This is a genomic window from Campylobacter sp. RM5004, from assembly GCF_022369455.1.
Classification (GTDB): Bacteria; Campylobacterota; Campylobacteria; order Campylobacterales; family Campylobacteraceae; genus Campylobacter_E.
Genome location: NZ_CP059599.1, coordinates 1,050,217 through 1,067,361, shown reverse-complemented (window position 1 = coordinate 1,067,361; position 17,145 = coordinate 1,050,217). Strand labels below are relative to the sequence as shown.

The window sequence follows — 17,145 nt, the reverse complement described above, 5'->3', positions numbered from 1 at the left end:
CTTTAATTTAAATCAAGGTTTATTATGTTTAAAGCTTTTTATTTTTCAAGAAAATGGGTTATTTGGGCTTGGGGTGGTAGTTTATTTATTTTATTAGCTATTTATTCTCAAACTTTATTAAATGTAGAAATTAATAACTGGTATAAAAATTTTTATAATATCTTACAAAACGCTCCACAAAATAGCACTTATGAGCAATTTATGAATGATTTGATAAAGTTTTTATTTATCGCTTTACCTTATGTGCTAATTGCTACATTAACTTCGTTTTTTTCAAGGCATTTTGCTTTTGCTTGGAGAGAAGCGATTACTTTTTCTTATCTTAAAGCTTGGCGAAAAAATAATGATTATATAGAAGGTTCATCGCAGCGTATTCAAGAAGATATATACAGATTTGCAAAAATTGTTGAGAGTTTGGGGATTGATATTATTAAAGCTTTTATGACCTTAATAGCTTTGTTCCTATTTTATATACTTTAGGAACTAATTTGGTTTTACCGTTTTTTAGCAATCAATTCGGGCTTATAATTTGGGCTTTTACAATGAGTATCGGTGGGCTTATGATATCTTGGTTTGTTGGAATAAAGTTGCCTAATTTAGAATATAACAATCAAAAAGCAGAAGCAGCATTTAGAAAAGAATTAGTATATGCAGAAAATGATAGAACAAATCATGCTTTACCTGAAACAATGCTAGAGCTTTTTACAGGACTTAAGTTTAATTACAAAAGATTGTTTTTACATTATGGATATTTTGATATTTGGCTTTATATGTATGAACAATTTATGGTTATTTTTGCTTATTTGCTTGTTGGAGAGAATTTATTTTTAGGAATTATCACTCTTGGGGTTTTAGTGCAAATTAACAATGCTTTTAGCAATGTTCGTTCAAGCTTTAGTGTGCTTACTAAAAACTGGACTACCATAACTGAATTAAGAAGTATTCATAAGCGTTTAAAAGAATTTGAAGAACATATTAATTATTAAGAGCTTTTTTGCTCTTAAATATATTTTTTACTAAGCTCTACATATTCTAAAGCTTGATTTTTAATAGCTTGTATTTCATCTTCACTTAGAGTTCTTGTTAGCTTGGCTGGTGAGCCTTGTATAAGTGAGTTTGGTGGGAAGGTTTTATTTTTTGTAACCAAAGAATTAGCACCTATAATTGAGTTTTCTCCTATATTTGCACCATCCATTATAGTGCTACCCATTCCAACTAAAACATTTGAATTAATAGTGCAAGCATGGATTATACAGTTGTGTCCTATTGTTACATTATCACCTATAATACAATCAATTTTTGGGCTAATTTCTTTGCCTTCACTATCCTTTAAAGCCCTTGCTACATGAATTGTAGAATTATCTTGTATATTTGTATTTTTACCTATTTTTATACTTGCTACATCAGCCCTAACAACAGCTCCAAACCAAATAGAAGAATTCTCATCTATAAAAGTATCGCCTATAATGCAAGAATTATAGGCGATAAAAACTTGGCTTGAAATTTTAGGATAAAAATTATCGTATTTTATTAACATTAACTCTCCTATATTATTTTTTTATTTTAATAATAACAAAAAAAAGGAGATTTGATGAAAAAGATTTTTATACTTTTTGCTCTAAGCCTTACGCTTTTTGCACAAAGTGTAGCACAAAATAGAGCAAATAAGATTCAAGACGCAAGACTTTTTGTAAAAGCTTGGGATGGTAATGTATTTTGTCTTGGGCCAAAAATAGTAGGAGATAGAACATTGCTTGCAATGTTGCCTTGCAAGGATGTTAGAACCTCAAGATATGATTTATATAAAAGATTAGCTTTTAGATTTAATGATAACTGGCTATGTGCAAGTTTAAGTGATGATATGAAAAGAAACAGAAAAACAAGTGATTATGTTGAGCTTAAGCCTTGTATTTTAAATGATGATTCTCAGTGGTTTAACATAAAAGATGAATTCAGTTTAAGTGCTTATCCTAAGACAAAAATTACAGAAAAAAACTTTTTAGTAGTTGCTACAAATAATAATTTTGGAAATAAATTAAATATATTTAAAGAAGTGATGAAAGAATGGCTAGAGGCTACTCCACCACCTGTAAATTATGCTCTTAAAACTCCGATTTATTTTCTAAATCAAACGGGCTATAAAGTAGAAAGATTTTATTTAAATAAAAACGGAGCTAGTAAAACGCCATTTAATTTTTATTATGATACCTTTACAGGAAAAATAGCTGTATATAATCCTAAAAGTGCTAGTTTTGAATGTCTTGAGAGCAATTTAAATAATAAAGACTTTACTTTTATAGGATTTAAAAAATGTAATTTTGAAGAAAGAGTTAGTAAATTTGCTTGGAATTTTAATTTATTTGAAAATTCTTTTATAGTAGATAGCAAAAATAATTTATTAGATGTTGCAAGAGGCGGAGATTTTGGTAAATTATTTATAGTAACTAAAAAATATTATAAAGAAAATTTAGCAGCTAGCAAGCAGTCAAATGGTCAATTTTTCTTTGATTCAAGTGTTTATCAAATAAGAAATTATAATGCTAAAAATGCTACATTTAGTGCTAATAAATGCGGAAATGAAAGAATATTTAAAAGAGATATTAGAAGTGATGCTTTAGCTAATTTTAATCCATTGTTAGCAAATTGGAAGGATAGACTATTAAGAATCGCAAGATCTACCGATAGTAGTGGTGATTCAAGTGGTTTATGTGGAATTTGCATGCTACAAACTTATGAAATAATTTCTTTACTTACTCATGCTTATGTTGAAAATCCTGATTTAGAAAGCTCTAATATAGGTTTATTATTTGATTATGCAGACCATACAAGTCCTTTTATCTCATTTCAAAGACATAATCCTGCATCATATAATTCAATGCAAGAAGCACTTGGTTTATGGGGAGGAGAGCTTGTGTTTGGAGAATCTTTATATTCAAGAGGTGTTAGAGCTATGTGGGCGCTTACTAGTGGAGTATTGCCTTGGCTTGAGTGGAGTTTAAGTTCTATTAGTGAAGAAGGAGAAATTGATAATCAATTAAGAAGATTATTTAGCGCTCCATTGGGATCTTTATTTATAGGATTATTAAACTTAGAAAATGGTAGAGCTCATGCTGTTCCTATCATAGCTACTAATGCAGGAATTGTAGTAATTCCAACAAATGCAGAAAATATAACAGAAGAAGAATTTTCAAGCTTGATTACTCCTTCTACAAGTGTTTATAATCTAAGGGCATCTTTAAATGCACATGCTAGATATAATATTACAGGCTTAACTCTAATTGGTTTAGTTGGTAGTAGAGAAAGCGAATTAGGTGGAGTGTTAAATCAATATGATTGCACAGGAGATGGTAATCATAGAAGAGGTAATGGAAACTTCTTAAATCCAAATAATGCAAATGCTTGTGGTTTTGGAAGATGTGATTTAATGGAAGTTGATTTTACATTTAGCAGTTAAACTGCTAAATGTAATCTTTTGGCTTTTTAAGCGACGGAATAAAATAAAGTATTTTTTGTTTTATAGTTTTTATAATTTTTCCAAATTTAGATCTTTTTTTAATACTATTTTCATTAATGGTGCTTTGAAAATTAATATCTACATTAACAATTGTAGGGTAAATTGCATAAACATTAACATAGTTAGTATTTGAAGTGTAATGGTCTGCTGCTATATAAATTTTTTTCATTTTTTCTAATAATTTTAGAGCACCTTTTTTATTTATATAATACCCATGTGTTCCATTACCTCTACCTATTATTTTTCTAATAGTCCATTTGCCAATTTCTTTTTTATACCTTAATGAGTACGGAGTATTGATGGTATATCCATCATCTCTATATTGTTGCCAATAATGTCCTAAAAGTAATAAATCTAAATCGCTAGGTAAATTATTTATATAATTTATAAAATTAACTAAATCATCATTAAATTCTGCATCATCTTCTAAAATAATAGCTTCTTTTAAATCTCTTTTAACTATTTCTTCATAACATTTTTTATGACTTAGTGAGCAGCCAATTTCTCCACGATTTAATGGTTTTCTAAGATATTTTAATTGCTCTTCTATTGGTGCTACTAATTCATTTATCTCATCTTCGCTTAATGCTTTACCATATACTGCAGGTATTATTTCGTAATCAAGCCCAAAGCTTTCGCAAAGGGCTGTTATTTTTTCTCTTTTTTCAATGTCTTGCTCTAAATTTATTATAAAAAATTTCAAGCAAAAACTCCTGTTTTAGGACCACTTTTACCACAACAATCTTTATATTTTTTACCACTTCCACAAGCGCATAAATCATTTCTTGATTGTTTTTTGCTTATAATTTGCTCTTCTTCTATAACTTCTTCTTGAGCTCTTAGTTGAATTATTAATAATACTTTTATACTTTCACTCTTAATTCTTTCAACTAATTCCATAAATAGATTGTAGCTTTCTCTTTTATATTCTACTAATGGGTCTTTTTGATTATATCCACGAAGTCCTATACCTGTTTTTAAAATATCCATTTGGTATAAATGCTCTCTCCAAGCTCCATCTAAAACTTGTAAATATAATAATTTTTCAATTCTTTCTCTTTCGCCATCAGGCACTATGCTAAATTTATTTTTTAACATAGTAAGAATTGCGTTATTAATTACGCTTTTACTTTCTTCAAGATTTAATGTCTTTAATAGTTCAATATCAAGCTCTAAATTAATTTCATTTTTAAATAATTCTATTAGATTTTCAGCACTTATTTCATGTAAATTGTTTATTAAATAATCAACATATTCAGCTACATTTTGTTCTACTTTTGTATCAATATCATAATTTGCATCAAGCAGTTCATTTCTATATTTATATATAGTTTTTCTTTGTTCGTTTGCTACATCATCATATTCAAGTATGTGTTTTCTACTTTCAAAATGAAGATTTTCAACTTTCTTTTGAGCGCTTGCTACTGCACGAGTTACAAGAGAGCTTTCTATGCTTTCTCCTTCAGCAATCTTTAGCTTTGTAAAAATTGCTTTTAATCTATCTCCACCAAATATTCTAAGTAAATTATCTTCAAGGCTTAAATAAAATCTAGAAATTCCAGGATCGCCTTGTCTTCCCGCACGACCCCTTAATTGATTATCAATTCTACGGCTTTCGTGTCTTTCTGTTCCTATTATATATAAACCACCTAGTTCTCTAATCTCATCGGTAATTTTTATATCAACTCCACGACCAGCCATATTTGTAGCAATAGTTACTGCTCCTTTTTTACCAGCATCTTTAATAATTTCTGCTTCATGAGCATGGTTTTTAGCGTTTAATACATTGTGAGCGATTTTTGCTTTTTTTAAGTATTCATGTAAAAGCTCACTTTTTTCTATGCTTGCAGTTCCTACTAATACAGGTTGTCCTTTTGCGTTAGCTTTTTTTATCTCTTCAACAACGGCTTTAAATTTTTCATCTTGAGTTTTATAAATTAAATCATCCAAATCTTTTCTAATTACAGGCACATTTGTTGGAATACTTATAACATCTAAATTATAAATTTGAGAAAACTCAGTAGCTTCTGTTTGAGCAGTTCCTGTCATACCTGCTAATTTTTCATACATTCTAAAATAATTTTGATATGTAATATCTGCTAGAGTTTGGCTTTCTTCTTGGATTTTTACACCTTCTTTAGCTTCTAATGCTTGATGAAGTCCCTCGCTAAAGCGTCTTCCTTCACTAATACGACCTGTAAATTCATCAACTATCATTACTTCGCCATCTTTAACTACATAATGAGTATCTTTTAAGAATAAATTATTTGCTTTAAGAGCTTGGTCTAATTGATGAGCTAAAATAGCATTATCAAGGCTATATAAGTTATCAACTCCAAATAATTTTTCAGCTTTAGAAATTCCAGCTTCAGTGATTAATATAGTTCTATTTTTTTCATCTGCTATAAAGTCTCCACTTGGTTTTTCTTTAGGATCTTCTGGAGCAACCCCCCTTATCATTTGCTTTGCTACTTCATTAGCTTTAATATAACCATCAAGAGTTCTATTGGTTGGACCTGATATAATTAGCGGAGTTCTAGCCTCATCAATTAAAATACTATCAACTTCATCAACAATAACAAAATAATGATTTCTTTGCACCTTATCAGTCGCTTCAAAACACATATTATCTCTTAAATAATCAAAACCAAATTCACTATTAGTTCCATAAACTATATCGCAATCATAAATAGCTTTTCTATTTCTATGGTCATTACTTACTAAAATTCCTACGCTAAATCCTAAGAAATTATAAATAGCACTCATTTCATTAGCATCTCTTGCTGCTAAGTAATCGTTTGTAGTAACTACATGAACACCTTTTTTTGTCATTGCGTTTAATACAACAGGCAAGGTTGCTACAAGAGTTTTTCCTTCTCCTGTTTTCATTTCTGCTATGCTTTTATCGTTTAAAACCATACCACCTATTAATTGAACATCATAATGTCTAAGTCCTAGAGTTCTTTTACTTACTTCTCTAACTATTGCAAATACATCTTCTAATACCAAATCTAAATTCTCATGATTTTCTAAAACTTTGTTTTGTAGTTTGTTAAATTCAGCTTTTATTTCATCATCGCTTAATTTTTGATATTTTTCTTCAAGTGCGTTTATTTTTGATACTCTTTTTTTGTATGCTTTAAGAAGTCTATCATTACGAGTTCCAAATATACATTTTGCTATACTTTTAAACATTTAAATTTACCTCTTGGTTTTGATTTTTGAATATAATTATATTTGTTAAAATAAATAAAAGGATATTAAATGGATATTAAAAAAATCTTTTTGCTGTGTGCTTTCAGCATTTTTGCATTTGCATTTAAAATTGATAATATAAATTATAATAGTTTTAAAGCTGATTTTACTCAAGTTGTAGTTGATACTTCTAATAAGACTTTAATATATGAAGGAAAATTTTATTATAAAAATGACAAAAGCTTATGGCAATACTTAAATCCTGATGAAAAGCGTGTTTATATAAATAAAGAAAAAGTTGTTGTTATAGACGATGATTTAGAACAGGTTGTGATAAGTAAAGAAGAGATTGATTTAGAAAATATATTAAAAAATGTAGTTTTAGATAAAAAAGACAAAAATACTTTGATTTATAAAGCTAATTATCAAAATGTGATTTATTATGTTAAAGTCCTTAATGATGTTTTAACAAATATTAGTTATAAAGATGAATTAGATAATCAAGTAAGTATTGATTTTACAAATACTAAAATTAACACCGATTTAGAAGATAGTTTATTTAAGTATGAAATCCCAAATAATTACGATATTATAAGGTAGAACATGATAATAGATATTGATTTAAAAGATAAAGCTTATAAAGTTTATATAGATGAAGCTATTAAAATCAACAAAGATTATGCGATTTTAACAAATACAACTTTAGAAAAATTATATTTAGAAGATGTAATAAATAAAATAGGTAAAAAACCAAAAGTAATTATAGTAATTCCTGATGGCGAGCAATATAAAAACATTGATAGTGTAAATTACATTTTAGATGAATTATTTAAGGCTGAAATTAGTAGAAGTGATTTGCTTGTTAATTTAGGCGGCGGAGTAATTAGCGATATAGGTGGCTTTGTTGCTAGTATTTATAAGCGTGGAATAAGTCATATAAATATAGCTACTACATTACTAGCAAGTGTAGATGCTGCAGTGGGTGGTAAAACAGGAATAAACAATAAATATGGAAAAAATCTAATAGGAACTTTCAAGCAACCTAGTGCTGTTTATATTTATACAAATTATTTTAAGACTTTAGAGCAAAGAGAGCTTAGTGCTGCTATGGCAGAAGTTGTTAAAATGGCTTTATGTTTTGATTTAGAGTTTTATAAGAAACTAAGTGCTTTAAATTATGAAAATATATTTGAAAATATCTTAGAATTTGTTGAAAAATCAATCAAAATAAAAGCAAATGTTGTAATCAATGATGAGTTTGAAGATAATCTTAGAATGAAATTAAATTACGGGCATACATTTGCTCATGTTATTGAAAATGAGACAAATTACAATACTTATTTGCACGGAGAAGCAGTTTCTATGGGTATTGTAATGGCTAATAGATTAGCTTATAATTTAGGGTTTATTTCAAAAGAATTTGAAATAGGAATTAAGAATACTTTAAATAATTTCAAACTTCCTACTGAATACAAAATTAATTCAAAAAATAGTTTTTATGAAGGCTTTTTTCAAGATAAAAAAACTCTAAGTGGAAAGATTAATTTTATTTTATTAGACAATAAAGAAATGAGTATTATTAAAAACGACATTAATCAAAAAGTTATTTTAGATACTTTAGGAGAATTTGAATGAGATTTTTACTTGCGATTTTTCTTTTATTTGGTTTTGTTATAGCTGAAGATGAGTTTAGCAAAAACCTTGAAAGTATTTATAATCTTAAAGAAAAACTACATAAAATAAATGATGAATTAAAAGAAAATATCACAATAAAAAATTATAAAAATTACCAAGAATATTTAAAACTAAAAAACGAATTAAAAGATGCAAATGATAGCTTAATTAAAGCTAAAAAAACTCAAAGAGAACAGCTTGAAAGCAAGATTAAAATATTAGAAGATAAGCTTAATGTATTAAAAGATTATGAGACTTATAGCATAGTAAAATATTTAAATCTTCCAAGTGAGCCAAGTGAATATAAAAAGATTTCAAATATTTATTTAGTTCTTGAAGGATTATCAGAGCGTAAGCAATTGCTAAATGAAAATAAAGAATATGAAAGTAAACTAAAAGACTTCACAAGCTTAGTTTCAAAAGTAGAGCAAAAAACAAAGCTTTTACAGAGTTTATATGAGCTTGAACCTAGCGAGAATTTAAATCAGGAATTAGCATATTCAATAAAAGAGCTAAGCGATTATAAAAGCACCTTAGAAAACATAACAAATGCTTATGAGATATTTAAAGTAAAGGTTGCAAATAGTATTAAGCTAATTAATGCAGATATTAAGAAGCAATATGATAGTGCAATTAAATTTATAGCTATTATTATTTGTATTTTTATAGCTAGATATTTAGTAGGTTTAATTCTTAGAAAATATGTAGATGATAAAGATAAGGTTTATACTTCTTTTAAGATTTTAAATATTTTTACATTTATTATAGTAACTATGTTTTCATTATTTTATTTTGTTGAAAATATTAGTTATTTAGTAAGCGTTTTGGGTTTTGCATCAGCTGGTCTAGCTATTGCTATGAAAGATATGTTTATGAGCCTTTTAGGTTGGGTTACACTTCAATTTGGAGGCGGATTTCATGTAGGTGATAGGATAAAAGCTACTAAAAATGGAGTTACTTATGTAGGAGATATTATTGATATTTCTTTACTTAAGATGACTATATATGAAGATGTTACATATACTACTTTTTTAACAAATCGTCGTGCTGGAAGGATTATTTATATTCCTAATAATTATATTTTTACAGAATTAATTTCAAATTATAATTATTCTTATATGAAAACGGTTTGGGATGGAATAGACATTGTTCTTGATTTCTCAAGTAATATTGAAAAAGCAAAGCAAATAATCTTAGAATCAGCACAAACCCACACTCAAGCATTTAGTGATAGTGCAAAAAAAGCTATTCAAAAAATGAGAAATCACTATCAAATGAAAAACTCAGGAACAGACCCAAAAATATTCGTAATGCTAGAGCAATACGGAGTGAAAATATCTATTTGGTATATGGCAAACTCAAGAGAAGCTTTAAAAATGAGAAGTATAGTAAGTGAAGAAATAATAAAAAGATTAAAAGAATGTGATGATATAAAACTAGCATTCCCATCACAAACTTTGTATTTAGATAAAAGAACAAACCAACCATTCTAAAGGAAAATAATGAAAATATATATTAAAACTTTTGGTTGTAGAACCAATATTTATGATAGCGAACTTATTAAAAGCTATATAAAAGATAACGAAATAATAAACGATGAATTAAACGCTGATATGATAATTATTAATTCATGCACCGTTACAAATCAAGCCGATCAAGGCTTAAAACAATACATAAGACATATAAAAAACCATAATCCAAATACGAAATTTATTTTAACAGGCTGTGCAGCAGCTAGCATTGGTAAAAGCTTATATGATAGTAAGATTGTAGATGGTGTAATGGGTGCATCACTTAAATCAAATGTAAATAAATTCATATTAAATCCAAAGGAATTTGATTTAGGAAATTTAAAATTCATTGATGAAAAAATCGTTAGTAATTATGAAAATCACACAAAGGCATTTGTAAAAATTCAAGAAGGTTGCGATTTTGCATGTAGCTATTGCATAATCCCTAGTGTGCGTGGCAAAGCAAGAAGTCTTGAAAGTAAGCAAATCATAACTCAGATAAAAACACTAGCTAATAATGGTTATAAAGAAGTAGTTTTAACGGGCACAAATATAGGAAGCTATGGCAAGGATATTGATTTTTCTTTAGCAAAATTATTAAAAGAAATTAGCAAAATAGGTATAAAAAGAGTTCGCTTAGGAAGTATTGAGCCGGTTCAAATTGATGATGAGTTTAAAGAGCTTTTAGATGAAGATTTTTTAGAGCGTCATCTTCATATTGCCTTGCAACACACAAATGAATATATGCTAAAACTTATGCAAAGAAGAAATAAAGCTTATAAAGATTTAGAATTATTTGAATTTTTAGCATCTAAAGGCTATGCTTTAGGGACTGATTATATAGTAGCTCATCCAGGCGAAAGTGATGAGGTATGGGCTGATGCTATAAATAATTTTAAGAAATTTCCTATCACTCATCTTCATGCTTTTATTTATTCTAAAAGAGATGGCACAAGAAGTGTAGAATTGGCAAAAACCTTAGGTGAAATAGACAAAAATACAGCAAAAGCAAGGCTTTATGAGATTAAAGAAATTACTAAAATGAAAAATTATGAGTTTAGAAAACAACAAAAAGATTTATTAGTTTTAGTAGAACAATTTAAAGACGGATTTTATCAAGGATATGATCAGTTTTTTAATCTAGTAAAAATTAAATCAGATAAAGATTTATTAAAAACTTGGATAAATATAAAAGATTACGAGGTTCAAATTGACAAAACAACAGCCATTTACTAAAAAAATAAAAATTATTATCGTTTGTATTATCGCAATTATTATTGCTTTAGGCGTATTTTCTTTAACTAAAAAAGAGCAAAATATATCTATAAATGAGTTTTCAAGCTTAGATTTAAAAAATATAAATAATGCATATTTATATGAAAATATGCTTTATTTTTCTATAAATAATAAAGATTATAAAATACTAGCAAATGATGAAATTATCAAAAAAATCTTAAATCATACAAGCATAGAAAATAAAGTAGAGTTTGATTATTCAATAATCTTGCTTTTAATAATGATAGGTGTTTTTATATATTATCTAATGTATATTAGAAGTCTTAGCACAAAACAAGGCTCAAGCTCTCATCCTATTAATAATATGCTAAAGCCAGAATTTAGATTCGTAATTAAAACCGATAGCAATTTTAATGATGTAATAGGGCAAACAAAGGCAAAAAATGAGCTTAGAAAATTAAGTGTTTTATTTAAGAAAAATAATTCAAGTTTTGTTAAAGGAGTTTTGCTAACAGGAGCTAGCGGGGTTGGAAAAACTATGCTAGCAAGGGCTTTAGCTAATGAATGCGGAGTGAATTTTTTATATCAGAGTGCTAGTAGTTTTAATGAGATTTTTGTAGGACTTGGTGCAAAAAGGGTTAGAGAATTATTCGCAAATGCTAAAAAACTTGCACCTTGCATAGTATTTATTGATGAGATTGACGCACTTGGAAAACAGCGTGGAAATGCCTTAGCAAACGATAGTGAAAATACTTTAAATGAGTTATTAACTCAAATTGATGGTTTTAGCGAACTTAAAAATGTTTTAATAATAGCAGCTACAAATAGAGCTGATGTATTAGATAATGCCTTGCTTAGAAGATTTGATAGGAAAATTCACTTTACTCTACCTACTTATAACGATAGGCTAGAGTTTTTAAAGGATTTAGTGGCAAAAGATTTGATTAGCCCTGATTATAATTTAGATTATTTAGCTTTTATTTCAAGGGATTTTAGTGGGGCTAGTTTTAAGAGTTTAGAAAATGAATTAAGACTTAAAAATAAGCTTAGTGAAGATGAAATAATGCTTGAGATTTTAAATATAAAGCACGGAATTAGTGAAGATTTACATTTAAATGAGAGCGAAAGATACATTCAAGCAATCTATCAAGCAGGCAAAATCACAATGGCAAAGATTTGTGATGCTAGATTAGTTTATGCTGATTTATTTCATTTTGAATATTTTTATCCAAATGAAAATATAAAATCATTCTCAGAAATCAAAAACGAAATAAAAATTTTATTATCAGGAATGCTTGCTAATGAGATGTTTTTGGGTGAAAATTATGATAATTTCGCTAAAGATAATGAAAAAATCCAAAAATTAAGCAAATTTTACATGGAATTTGAAATAGGAATTTTAGAAGAAGAATGCAAAGAATTTTTAAAAGCTTATGAGATAGATATCAAGCAATTAGCAGATGAATTAACGCAAAAAGAAAGAATATTTTTTAAGGATAAATAATGGATATTGTAAAAATTGGAATAATTACTAGCTCAGATAGAGCAAGTGCAGGTGTGTATGAAGATATTAGTGGAGAAGAGATTAGAAAAATTATGAAAGAATATTTATTAAACGAAATAGATTTTAAATATTCGCTAATCCCTGATGAAGAAAAATTAATAAAAAATGAAATTATCAAAATGGCTGATGAGTTTAAATGCGATTTAATCTTTACAACAGGTGGCACAGGTCCTGCTATTAGAGATGTTACCCCAGAAGCTACAAGAAAGGCAATCGAGCGTGAATTACCAGGCTTTGGAGAATTAATGCGTGCAAGCTCACTTAAAATCGTTCCAACGGCAATTCTAAGCCGTCAATTAGCTGGAATTAGGGGTAATTCATTAGTGATTAATCTTCCAGGTAAGCCAAAAGCTATTCGTGAATGTATTGAACCAATCTTTCCTGCGATACCTTATTGCCTAGACTTAATTGAAGCAGCTTATATAAATGAAAGCGAAAACGCTCCAAAAGTCTTTAGGCCAAAGGCAAAATAATGCCCTTAAGGGAAAATTTGTTTAATGAATAAATTTATAATTTAATACTTTAATTAATTAAGGAGAATAATATGAATAAGAAAATTGTGTTTTCATTAGCTGTATTATCAGCCTTTTCATATGTAAGTGGTGTCTATATAGACGATGACATTACTTGTAAAGACAATAAAAATAGCAACTTTAATCAGTGCGCTAAAATTAGGTGGCAGTTTAAACTTGGAAATCCAAATAGCCAAGATCATATTGCTAATTTTGATAGTTGTCTAAAAGCGTATGATCCAAATACTGGTGATGAAAGAGGTAGAAATTCTTTTGATAAATGTACAAGACTTGGAAAAGCTCACGATAATTTTTATGTTCAATGTATTAATCAAAGGGGTGTTCCTTTAGCTGAGCGTTCTGAAGACTTTCATAGAATTAATTTACTATCAGATAAATTTAAAGCTAAATATGATGCCTTAAGAGTATGTTCAATTCAACATTTTGATGCAAGGAAATATGATATATGCAAATATTTTGAAAGTGCACGAGGTGATTGTGGTAAAAATGATTTTGTGAAACTTTATCAAAATTTAGTAGAAAAAACTTTGAATAATAATCCAAGTGATTATTGTAAAGGTGTTTTAAAGCAAGAATTAGATGATGTGAAACTGTATAGAGAAAAGGGTATTAAGCGTTCTATTGTTGATTATCCTGTATATTTTCCATATTCTTTACCTGATATAATTCAGATAAGAAAAAATAATATTCAAAATTTTGAAGTAGAAGCAAAATTTAATGTTAGAACAGAAAAGAAGATTATTCAAGATTATTATAAAGAGTTTGTAACAGATACAACAGGAAGAATTGAAGTAGAATCAAATGCAGCTAAGACATATACAAGAACGCTTATTTATTTCTTAGAGCAACCTGATGTTGAGTGGCAAGTAGAAAACTTTGCAAAATATATTGTTGGAAATGATGCTGCACACAATTGGTCTAAAGGTTTAGGTTGGCTTGATTGGGGTAGCCATGATGGTAAGGTAGTAGATTCTGATAACAATAAAATCATTCAAATTGACGGAAGAACTTTTAACGGTGCTCAAGGTGCGGGTAACGTTTATGAGCATTTCTTAAATTATAGAAGCAAGTATCTAGACAATAATGAAGAGCTAAGAAATAAAATTTATGAATATTTATTCTTAAAAAATTCAAGAGTAAGACCAATTACAAGCAATTATTTTAGAGATTATCCAGAAAATTATAGAGAAGGTGGTAACTTAGGCGGACCTAGTAAGTGTTATAACTATGACTTACAACAATTTAAATCAGAATATTCTAGAGCATCTTATTTTGATTATCAGAATTTAAATGATTTTGTATTTAATAGTGGAGCTCCTGAATTTCAACCAAAAAAATATACTTTTAGTATCCATAAGAGCTTTGATAACACGAAAGGTATTTTTGAAGAAGGTAAGAATACTAAATTTAGCATAAATGTAAGACCATCTTTTGATAATACTTCTCCATTTTACGATAATAATCCTACCGGAAATGAGGGCGGTATTTATAACAATATAAAACTTAAATTTTATGCTGATGCTGATAGTTTGTTTATTACTGACATAGCAAATCAAGACAATAGAAATCTTTCTAAGCCATTAAAAGTAAATGATTTAGATAATGTATATATTGCTCTAAAAAATCATGGTGATAGTATTCCAGTAAGAAATGCGGGGACAAAATACTATTTAAGTCAGTTTACTATGAGTAAAAGACAAATTTCAGATTCAGATGGTGCAGTTGATGGTAAGCTTATAAATATTGAAAACACAGATCCAATAGAGCTTCAAATCCAAGAAGGTATTAATGGTTTAGGTCTTAAGTTTGATCAAAATGCGTTTTATAAGCTAGTTGGTATTTCTAAAAAAGAAATAGAAGATGGTAAAACTTATGAAATTACTTTCAAGATCAAAACAATAATAGATGATAATGGAATTTACAAAAGACCATTATTTGAAGAAGATAGTAATAGAATAATCAAAGGAAAGCAATTAGGTGAAGTTAAAATTATTTTAGGCCATGGACAAATGCCAGGTCTTTCATTTGGAACAGCTTATACTAATGTAAATAATGGTAAAGTTGTTGATGGTAATAGAATTGCTTCAAATGTAGAAATTGCAAATCAAATTTATACAAGAACTAATAATCAGTCTATTTACTTAGGTATTAAAAAAGCTAATGTACCAACTTTATATAGACAATATATAAGATTTTTAGACTCTAATAATAATCCACTTAAAGTTAAAGTTTATGGAGTAAATGGTAAATTATTGGATAAAAATAGTGAATGCCAAGGATATTTTCCTTTAGAAAATAAAATGGTTTTAGAATTAGATAAACTTTCAGTTGGACAAAATTACAAATTAAGTTATGAAGTAGCTGAATATGATACTATTGATGAAGCTTGTAATATTTTAGGTCAGAGATATTCAAATGAATTTACAATTAGACCTGAAAAAATTGAGTATAAAGTTGCAGGAAAAGATGAATTTCAAAAGAATACTGGTAAAGTAGATAGTAATTACACAGATAATAATGTAATATTTACTTCTAATATGAAAGATGATAAATTTGGTATAGGTATTGCGGAATTAAGAGTGACTTATGCTGATACAACAAAAGGTGTAAAAATATTTAATTTAGAAGATATAAATACTAATTTATTAAATAAGGTTACTAATACAACAACTTCGTTTGTAGATTTTGATAAGACTAAAGGTGACTTTGCAATTAAGACAATTTTCCCTATGGTAACAGATGCTAAGATTTTATTAGCTGAAAATAAATTCACTCATGAAGATTTAAAAAATGGTTTATGTAATAATAATGATAGGGCGCTTTATAAAGATGAAGCTAATAAAATTGAGTTAGATGGTAAGATAAATTGTCAAACTCCAGGAAATGAAATTAGCGTTAAATTTATAGCTAATCAAAGCTTTAGCTTAGAAAAAGACACAATAGGTAATGATATTAAGGCTAGTGTTACAAATACTAACTTTATTAATTATGTTCCATTTAGTGATTTAGATAATGAGAGATTAAGAATACCTTTACAGATTGCTAACACAAATAATGGTTCATATTTTTATAAGAAATACGATAGTGATAGCGTAAAAGCAGAATTAAATATAACCTACGCAGAAGAGCCAAAAGACCTTAAAAAAGTTATTATTAATGCTACTTCAGATTTAGATGTTAAAGTAATTAGCCAAAACCAATTTGAGCTTTCAGGTTTAAATAGAAAATTTGATGATAAATTAGCAGCATTAGATATTACAAACAAGCTAAGCGCTTACAGTGAAGGTGATTTTGATGCGAAAAACTTTGCTAAGCTTGAGTATAAGATAGGTTATCCAAAAACTTCTAGTGGTAAAGCTAATTTAGAAAAGGAATTTGTTATATCAAATGCTGATTCAAAAATCACATTTACAAGTGGTAGTGAAGAGCCAAAAAATAATATCTTAGATAGACCTTATAGATTTGCTTATACTGGTTTATTCTTTAAGGACATTAGGGTAAATAACAAGAGTGCAAATGGTTATAATATTGAATCAGGTAATGCAGGTTTATTAAAGTATGTTGAAAATAAAGGCTTTAAACCATTAGAAGGACACTATATTAATAACTTTAATACACTATATAATAGTGCAATAAGTTCATTTAATTTAATTTCTGATTATTCTCGCTCAAGTTTAGCTGGAAATAAATATGAAATACCAAATAACTTAAAGCATAATCAATATGTTAAAGATACAATTAGATTTGACATAAAAGATTCAGCTTATAAGTATTTAGATTCATTCTCTACATTTACAATAGAGTTTATAAAATAAACAAGCCCTAGCCAAAAGGCTAGGGTTATACAATCTCTTCAATTTTTTATAATAAAACTACTTAAAATAAGACTTTTAATTCTTTAAATTTCAATGTATATGA

Annotated in this window: 11 protein-coding genes and 1 pseudogene; 9 read left to right on the top strand and 3 right to left on the bottom strand. The window is 27.8% G+C overall.

Going from position 1 to position 17,145, the window contains the following annotated elements; genetic code table 11:
* Positions 1-24: 24 nt before the first annotated feature.
* Positions 25-986, top strand: a pseudogene (locus AVANS_RS05325) (putative transporter).
* A 14-nt stretch (positions 987-1,000) separates the two neighbouring features.
* Here AVANS_RS05325 and AVANS_RS05320 read toward each other — a convergent pair.
* Positions 1,001-1,537, bottom strand: coding sequence for a gamma carbonic anhydrase family protein (locus AVANS_RS05320; RefSeq protein ID WP_239816854.1), 537 nt, complete (start codon positions 1,535-1,537; stop codon positions 1,001-1,003).
* A gap of 54 nt (positions 1,538-1,591) precedes the next feature.
* On the opposite strand from AVANS_RS05320, the gene AVANS_RS05315 reads away from it, so the two are divergent.
* Positions 1,592-3,454, top strand: a complete 1,863-nt coding sequence (locus tag AVANS_RS05315) for a DUF1561 family protein (protein ID WP_239816853.1) — start codon at positions 1,592-1,594, stop codon at positions 3,452-3,454.
* A 4-nt stretch (positions 3,455-3,458) separates the two neighbouring features.
* On the opposite strand, the gene AVANS_RS05310 is transcribed toward AVANS_RS05315, so the two are convergent.
* Together AVANS_RS05310 and secA are read right to left on the bottom strand one after the other, a co-directional pair.
* Positions 3,459-4,217 carry a glycosyltransferase family 25 protein gene (locus AVANS_RS05310; protein WP_239816852.1) on the bottom strand — a complete coding sequence of 253 codons (759 nt, stop codon included), beginning with the start codon at positions 4,215-4,217 and terminating at the stop codon, positions 3,459-3,461.
* Positions 4,214-6,709, bottom strand: coding sequence for a preprotein translocase subunit SecA (gene secA, locus AVANS_RS05305; protein WP_239816851.1), 2,496 nt, complete (start codon positions 6,707-6,709; stop codon positions 4,214-4,216). The genes AVANS_RS05310 and secA overlap by 4 nt, the downstream gene beginning before the upstream one ends.
* A 69-nt stretch (positions 6,710-6,778) precedes the next feature.
* Here secA and lolA point away from each other — a divergent pair, with 69 nt between their 5' ends.
* The 7 genes from lolA (at position 6,779) to AVANS_RS05270 (ending at position 17,042) form a co-directional block, all read left to right on the top strand.
* Positions 6,779-7,309, top strand: coding sequence for a LolA-like outer membrane lipoprotein chaperone (lolA, locus tag AVANS_RS05300; protein WP_239816850.1), 531 nt, complete (start codon positions 6,779-6,781; stop codon positions 7,307-7,309).
* Positions 7,310-7,312: 3 nt separating this feature from the next.
* Complete coding sequence (aroB, locus tag AVANS_RS05295; RefSeq protein WP_239816849.1) at positions 7,313-8,344, top strand: 3-dehydroquinate synthase; 1,032 nt, start codon at positions 7,313-7,315, stop codon at positions 8,342-8,344.
* Entirely contained in the window at positions 8,341-9,876 is a 1,536-nt protein-coding gene (locus AVANS_RS05290) for a mechanosensitive ion channel domain-containing protein (protein WP_239816848.1), read from the top strand. The genes aroB and AVANS_RS05290 overlap by 4 nt, the downstream gene beginning before the upstream one ends.
* Positions 9,877-9,885: 9 nt before the next feature.
* Positions 9,886-11,130 (top strand): tRNA (N(6)-L-threonylcarbamoyladenosine(37)-C(2))-methylthiotransferase MtaB, encoded by a 1,245-nt coding sequence (gene mtaB / locus AVANS_RS05285; RefSeq protein ID WP_239816847.1) that lies wholly within the window; start codon positions 9,886-9,888, stop codon positions 11,128-11,130.
* Positions 11,105-12,634: an AAA family ATPase gene (locus tag AVANS_RS05280; protein WP_239816846.1), complete on the top strand. Its 1,530-nt coding sequence runs from the start codon at positions 11,105-11,107 to the stop codon at positions 12,632-12,634. Before mtaB ends, AVANS_RS05280 begins: the two co-directional genes overlap by 26 nt.
* The gene (gene mog / locus AVANS_RS05275; RefSeq protein ID WP_239816845.1) at positions 12,634-13,167 is read left to right on the top strand and encodes a molybdopterin adenylyltransferase; all 534 of its coding nucleotides are present in this window, start codon (positions 12,634-12,636) and stop codon (positions 13,165-13,167) included. The genes AVANS_RS05280 and mog overlap by 1 nt, the downstream gene beginning before the upstream one ends.
* A 71-nt stretch (positions 13,168-13,238) precedes the next feature.
* On the top strand, positions 13,239-17,042 hold the full coding sequence (locus AVANS_RS05270) for a hypothetical protein (protein ID WP_239816844.1): 3,804 nt from the start codon (positions 13,239-13,241) through the stop codon (positions 17,040-17,042).
* The last annotated feature ends 103 nt before the right edge of the window (positions 17,043-17,145 follow it).

What these genes read in the sequence shown, in the direction of transcription:
- AVANS_RS05320 (WP_239816854.1), bottom strand. Translation starts at nt 1,537, where the DNA reads ATGTTAATAAAATACGATAATTTTTATCCTAAAATTTCAAGCCAAGTT.
- mtaB (WP_239816847.1), top strand. Translation starts at nt 9,886, where the DNA reads ATGAAAATATATATTAAAACTTTTGGTTGTAGAACCAATATTTATGAT.
- lolA (WP_239816850.1), top strand. Translation starts at nt 6,779, where the DNA reads ATGGATATTAAAAAAATCTTTTTGCTGTGTGCTTTCAGCATTTTTGCA.
- AVANS_RS05290 (WP_239816848.1), top strand. Translation starts at nt 8,341, where the DNA reads ATGAGATTTTTACTTGCGATTTTTCTTTTATTTGGTTTTGTTATAGCT.
- aroB (WP_239816849.1), top strand. Translation starts at nt 7,313, where the DNA reads ATGATAATAGATATTGATTTAAAAGATAAAGCTTATAAAGTTTATATA.
- AVANS_RS05270 (WP_239816844.1), top strand. Translation starts at nt 13,239, where the DNA reads ATGAATAAGAAAATTGTGTTTTCATTAGCTGTATTATCAGCCTTTTCA.
- mog (WP_239816845.1), top strand. Translation starts at nt 12,634, where the DNA reads ATGGATATTGTAAAAATTGGAATAATTACTAGCTCAGATAGAGCAAGT.
- secA (WP_239816851.1), bottom strand. Translation starts at nt 6,709, where the DNA reads ATGTTTAAAAGTATAGCAAAATGTATATTTGGAACTCGTAATGATAGA.
- AVANS_RS05315 (WP_239816853.1), top strand. Translation starts at nt 1,592, where the DNA reads ATGAAAAAGATTTTTATACTTTTTGCTCTAAGCCTTACGCTTTTTGCA.